Here is a 6,042-nt window from a genome sequence, read left to right as displayed (position 1 = left end):
GGGCCGGGGTGCTGACGGGCGGCCGGGGAGCCGGTGCGGTCGCCCGCGCGTCGGGGCGACGGGCCGGCGGGTGGGCGCCCGGAGTGCCGACGATGCTCAGTCGTGGCGTCGGCACCACGGGGTTGACCGGCGGTGCCGCCGGCTCGACCGAGGGCACCGCGGTCACGGTGGACGTCGGCGAACCGGTGGGCGGCGGCGGGACCACCACCGGACCGATGGAGGGCGTCGGGATGAACGGCGTACTGCCGTCCGGCACTGCGGTGTTGCCGACCGTCGCGGAGCCGGTGCTGATCGCGGCGAGGACCGGCATCGAGGCCGTGCCGGCGAGCAGCGCCACCGTCAGCAGATAGCCCCGGGTGGCTCCCGCGGTACGCACGGCCCGGTGCGCACCCACCAAGGGACGGTAGGCGGACGCCCGGTGCCGGCCGAGGATCGGCGTCCCGGGGCCTTCACCTGGTTCCGACACCACGCACTCCTCGTCGTCGCCCCTGGTCAGGGCCGCCCGATGGGTTCCCCGGCGAGCCGCCGAAGCTGACTGCGGCCCGCGCGATCAGCCTGGGGCAGTGACTTTGAGTCAGCCAACCCCTACCGCGTGTCGACATGCGCATCTTGACCGAATGGTGAAGAACGATCACCGGAACGGCCGTGCGTCGTTCGACCGGACACGCCGGCGCTTCGGGTAACGAAGCGGGGCCGTCGCCGGATGCGGGGCGGGCGGGGTGTGGAACGCCTCACCTCTGATGCGAGACTGATGACACGGCGGCAGCGCAGCCGCGACCTCCGCGCACCCACGCGGTAGGCGCGACTGGGCACCGACGCTCCCGAACCGGGTTCGGCCAGAATCCGGCTCATGCCGCGCGGCAGCCCCTACCGGGGTCAGGCGTGGCCGCCAGGAACCATCCCGGCACCAGCCGGGACGGGCGCACGAGTCGCGCGGCCGGGTGACCCCCGGTGCCGACGCAGACACGACAGGGAGGAACGGATGGCAAAGGGCGACCCCGGGGCCCCGGCCCGCGGCCGGCGAGCCGCACCCCGATCCAGGAAGGCCACCACCGGCGATCCGGAGCTGGTGCAGTTGCTCACGCCCTCGGGCGAGCGGATCGAGAGCGTCACCGGCCCGGACGGCACCGAGTACCGCGTCGACTTCACCGACGAGGAGTACCGCGGCCTCTACCGCGATCTGGTGCTCGTCCGGAAGCTGGACGCCGAGGCGACGGCCCTGCAACGGCAGGGTGAACTGGGCATCTGGGCGAGCCTGCTCGGCCAGGAGGCGGCGCAGGTCGGTTCCGGCCGGGCCCTGCGTACGCAGGACATGGCGTTCCCCACCTACCGCGAGCACGGCGTGCTCTACTGCCGTGGCATCGACCCGATCATGCCGCTGGGCCTGTTCCGCGGGGTCGACCAGGGTGGCTGGAACCCGAACGAGTTCAAGTTCAACATGTACACGATCGTGATCGGGGCGCAGACCCTGCATGCCACCGGCTACGCCATGGGCGTCGCGATGGACGGCAAGACCGGCACCGACGACGGCGAGGCGGTGATCGCCTACTTCGGCGACGGCGCCACCAGCCAGGGTGACGTGAACGAGGCGTTCGTCTGGGCCGGCGTGTTCAACTCCCCCCTGGTGTTCTTCTGCCAGAACAACCAGTACGCCATCTCCGAGCCGCTGGAGCGGCAGACCCGCATCCCCCTCTACCGGCGGGCCGCCGGCTTCGGGTTCCCCGGCATCCGGGTCGACGGCAACGACGTGCTGGCCACCTACGCGGTGACGCGGCACGCACTGGACAACGCCCGGCACGGGCAGGGCCCGAGCCTGATCGAGGCGTACACCTACCGAATGGGCGCGCACACCACCTCCGACGACCCCACCCGCTACCGGATCGCCAGCGAGGTCGAGGCGTGGCAGGCCAAGGACCCGATCGCCCGGATGAAGGCGTTCCTGGAGCGGGAGAAGATCGCCGAAGCCGGTTTCTTCACCGAGGTCGACGAGCAGGCACGCCGGGAGGCGGTGGACCTTCGCGAGCGGGTGCTCGCCATGCCGAACCCGGAACCGGACACCATGTTCGACCACGTCTACCCCAACGGGTCGCCGCTGCTCGACGAGCAGCGCGCGCAGTTCAGCCGGTACCTGGAGTCGTTCGAGAGGAGCGCGCACTGATGGCCATGGAGACGCTCACCCTCGGCAAGGCCCTCAACGCCGGCCTGCGCAAGGCACTGGAGAACGACCCGAAGGTCGTCATCATGGGCGAGGACGTCGGCAAGCTCGGCGGCGTCTTCCGAATCACCGACGCATTGCAGAAGGACTTCGGCGACCAGCGGGTGATCGACACCCCGCTCGCCGAGTCCGGCATCATCGGCACCGCCCTCGGCCTGGCCATCCGGGGCTACCGCCCGGTCTGCGAGATCCAGTTCGACGGTTTCGTCTACCCCGCGTACAACCAGATCGTGTCGCAGGTCGCGAAGATGCACTACCGCTCACGGGGCAAGCTGAACATCCCGATGGTGATCCGGATCCCGTTCGGCGGTGGCATCGGTGCGGTGGAGCACCACTCCGAGTCGCCCGAGGCGTACTTCGCGCACACCGCCGGGCTCAAGGTGGTCTCCTGCGCCAGCCCGCAGGACGCCTACGTGATGATCCAGCAGGCCATCGCCTCGGACGACCCGATCGTGTTCCTGGAGCCGAAGCGGCGTTACTGGGAGAAGGGGCAGGTCGAGCTGGACGCTCCGCTGTCCGAGGCGTACCCGCTGCACGCCTCCCGCATCGTGCGGGAGGGCACCGACGCCACTCTGCTCGCATACGGCCCGATGGTGCGTACCTGCCTCGACGCGGCGACCGCCGCCGCCGAGGACGGGCGGAACCTGGAGGTCGTCGACCTGCGTACGCTCTCCCCGCTGGATCTCGGCGCGGTGTACGAGTCGGTGCGGCGTACCGGCCGCGCGGTGGTGGTGCACGAGGCACCGTCCAACCTGGGCATGGGTGCGGAGGTCGCAGCCCGGATCACCGAGGAGTGCTTCTACTCGCTGGAGTCGCCGGTGCTACGGGTGGCCGGCTTCGACACCCCATACCCGGCGGCCCGGGTGGAGGAGGAGTACCTTCCCGACCTCGACCGGGTGCTCGACGCCGTCGACCGCGCCTTCGGCTGGTGAGCGGCATGTCACGGATCAAGGAATTCAACCTGCCCGACCTGGGTGAGGGCCTGACCGAGGGCGAGATCCTCGCCTGGCTGGTCAAGGTGGGCGACACGATCGAGCTGAACCAGCCGATCGTCGAGGTGGAGACGGCCAAGGCGGCGGTGGAGATTCCGGCGAAGTGGGCCGGCCAGGTCCAGGCCATCTTCCACCCGGAGGGCTCCACGGTCGACGTCGGCACCCCCATCATCGCGATCGACACCGACCCGAGCGCCGGTCCCGTGGAGCAGTCCACCACCGGTGCGCCCACCACGCACCTGCCCACCCCGTCGGCGGCGTCGTTGGCCGCCGTCGAGGTCGCGCCGACCGAGGGTGCGGTCGAGCCGGGCCTGATCGGCGGTCCCGCCCCGGGTGGCCGTACCGCCGTTCTCGTCGGGTACGGTCCGCGCACCACGGCGGCGAAGCGCCGCCCCCGCAAGGACACCACCCCGGCCGCGTCCGCACCGGCGGCACCGGTGCAGGTCGGCCCGGCACGGGTCGCTCCGGCTCCGGTCCAGCCCACGCCCGTGCCGATGGTCAACGGCAACGGTCGGAGCAGCGGACCGGTGCTGGCCAAGCCGCCGGTCCGCAAGCTCGCCAAGGACCTGGGGGTCGACCTGGGCACGCTGACCGGGTCCGGTCCGTCGGGCTCGATCACCCGGGAGGACGTACAGCGGGCGGCGACCCCCGCGGCGGCCGAACCGCTGACTGTCACCACCCCGGTCAGCTCGGCCGCGAGCTTCGGCGAGGACCGCGAGCAGCGCATTCCGGTCAAGGGCGTACGCAAGCTCACCGCCGAGAACATGTCCCGCTCGGCCTTCACGGCTCCGCACGTCACCGAGTTCCTGACCGTGGACGTGACCCGGGCGATGAAGGCGCTGGACCGGCTGCGTGGGCGGCGGGAGTGGCGTGACGTACGGGTCTCGCCGCTGCTGCTGGTCGCGAAGGCAGTGCTGCTGGCGGTCCGGCGGCATCCGATGGTCAACTCCAGTTGGGCCGGCGACGAGATCGTCGTCAAGGAGTACGTCAACCTCGGTATCGCGGCGGCCACCGAGCGCGGCCTGATCGTGCCGAACATCAAGGACGCCGGCCGGTTGACCCTGCGCGAGCTCGCCGACGCGATGACCGACCTGGTGCAGACCGCGAAGGCCGGCAAGACCTCGCCGGCCGACATGTCCGGCGGCACTCTGACGATCACCAACGTCGGGGTGTTCGGGGTGGACACCGGTACGCCGATCCTGCCACCGGGTGAGTCGGCGATCCTGGCCTTCGGTGCGGTACGCGAACAGCCCTGGGTCCACAAGGGCAAGGTCAAGCCGCGCCTGGTCACCACGCTCAGCCTCTCCTTCGATCACCGGATCATCGATGGTGAGCTGGGTTCGAAGTTCCTCCGCGATGTGGGTGACTTTGTCGCCGATCCGGAGGCGGCCCTGCTCGCCTGGACCTGACGCGCGACGACGGCGACGGCCGGTGTGCCACGGGTTGACACCCGACACACCGGCCGTTGTCATTAGGTGAAGAAATAGTTGCCGCCAGGTGTCACCTACCTAAGATTCTTAGGCAGGTGGCTCAGCTCACCTAACAATCGCTGGCAGACCGGGTGGTGGTGCGCTTCAATGGGTGGCGACGGCACGACAACCGAATAGCCCAGGAGGAGAGACACCATGAGCATGATCGAGCGAATCCGCAACCGCCGCGACGCCAGCCGCCGCGCCCGCGCCATCGAGCGGGCCCTGCGCTCCGCTGGTTCGCCCGCGGTTCGCGACGAGATCCTCGCCATCGCCCAGCGTCACATGCACTGACGCCACACGACGTTATCCGCCTCCTCCAGATCGACGACCCGCCCGGGCCAACCGGGCGGGTCGTCGGCGTTACGACCGCCGCTGACACCGGGATACCGCCCCGACGCAGCGCCCGGTACGGTGGGGCTCGGTCGTCGTCCGCACCCGGGAAAAGTCGAGGCGATAGAAGCACCTCGACACCTTCCGGCTACGGAAAGTGATCACCGAAGCTCCCCGGAAGCCCACCGGCGGCGACCGGGATACGGTGCGGGGGAGCCGGCACCGCCGGCTGCCCCGCCGAGACCATCGGCGACGGCGGCCGACATGTGATGGAGGAGGCGCACGCATGACGTCCGAGGGCCCGCACCGCCCCGGCCAGGAGCCGGACGAGGTGCCGCCGGGCGGCGGCGGACCGGCGCCGCACGGCGACCGACCGGCTCAGCAGGACAACGGGTACGGCGCATCCGCCCCCGACCTCGGTTGGGCGCCGCCACCACCCGCCCGCCCGAATACGTCCGCACCAGCCTGGGCCAACCAGCAGGGCAACGCGTGGGGCAGCCCCCAGGCGACCCGCCAGGCGGAAGCCACACCCGGCAGTTGGGACCAGCCCGCCGGCAATCAGCCGGCCTGGGCGGCCCAGGCAGACCAGCCGCAGCAGCCCGCTCCCGGCTGGGCACCGGCCGCACCGCCCACATCGGATCAACCTGCCTGGGCGAACGGCAGCCAGGCCGGGCCCGCCTGGGCCGCGGATCCCGCCACTGGGGACACCGCGCACCCCGCCGAATGGACGCCGAACCAACCTTCCACGAGTCAGCCGGACTGGGCTGCCAACCAACCGCCCACGAGCCAGCCCGACTGGGCCGGCGGGCAGCCCGCCCCGGGCCAGGCCAACCCGGCAGCGGCCGGTGGGTGGACCGGTGGCCAGCAGCCGGACTGGGCTGGCGCGCCGAGTGCCGACGACCAGGCTCCCGGCTGGGCCTCGACCGCAGGTCAGTCCCGGCCGACCTGGGCGCAGGCCGACCAGCCGCCGCCCGCCCGCGAACCGGCAGCCCGGGCCAGTGCCCAGGTGCCGGCCCCGGACGCGGGCCAGCAG

Annotated in this window: 4 protein-coding genes and 2 pseudogenes; 5 read left to right on the top strand and 1 reads right to left on the bottom strand. The window is 71.5% G+C overall.

The features are described 5' to 3' along the window. Positions 1 to 394: pseudogene (locus AC2CHE_RS26305) on the bottom strand (hypothetical protein); the annotation flags it as partial. 588 nt (positions 395 to 982) lie between these two features. On the opposite strand from AC2CHE_RS26305, the gene pdhA reads away from it, so the two are divergent. From pdhA to AC2CHE_RS26280, 5 genes and pseudogenes are all read left to right on the top strand, one after another. Continuing rightward, the gene (gene pdhA / locus AC2CHE_RS26300) at positions 983 to 2,158 is read left to right on the top strand and encodes a pyruvate dehydrogenase (acetyl-transferring) E1 component subunit alpha (protein ID WP_484507524.1); all 1,176 of its coding nucleotides are present in this window, start codon (positions 983 to 985) and stop codon (positions 2,156 to 2,158) included. Next, positions 2,158 to 3,147: an alpha-ketoacid dehydrogenase subunit beta gene (locus AC2CHE_RS26295; protein ID WP_484507523.1), complete on the top strand. Its 990-nt coding sequence runs from the start codon at positions 2,158 to 2,160 to the stop codon at positions 3,145 to 3,147. The genes pdhA and AC2CHE_RS26295 overlap by 1 nt, the downstream gene beginning before the upstream one ends. Positions 3,148 to 3,152: 5 nt before the next feature. After that, positions 3,153 to 4,616: a dihydrolipoamide acetyltransferase family protein gene (locus tag AC2CHE_RS26290; RefSeq protein ID WP_484507522.1), complete on the top strand. Its 1,464-nt coding sequence runs from the start codon at positions 3,153 to 3,155 to the stop codon at positions 4,614 to 4,616. A 216-nt stretch (positions 4,617 to 4,832) separates the two neighbouring features. After that, positions 4,833 to 4,970, top strand: coding sequence for a hypothetical protein (locus tag AC2CHE_RS26285; protein ID WP_221086915.1), 138 nt, complete (start codon positions 4,833 to 4,835; stop codon positions 4,968 to 4,970). 325 nt (positions 4,971 to 5,295) lie between these two features. Further along, positions 5,296 to 6,042 (top strand): annotated as a pseudogene (locus AC2CHE_RS26280) (LppU/SCO3897 family protein); the annotation flags it as partial.

This window comes from Micromonospora sp. ATLC16 (assembly GCF_057196645.1).
This window is presented reverse-complemented; position numbering and strand designations above follow the sequence as displayed.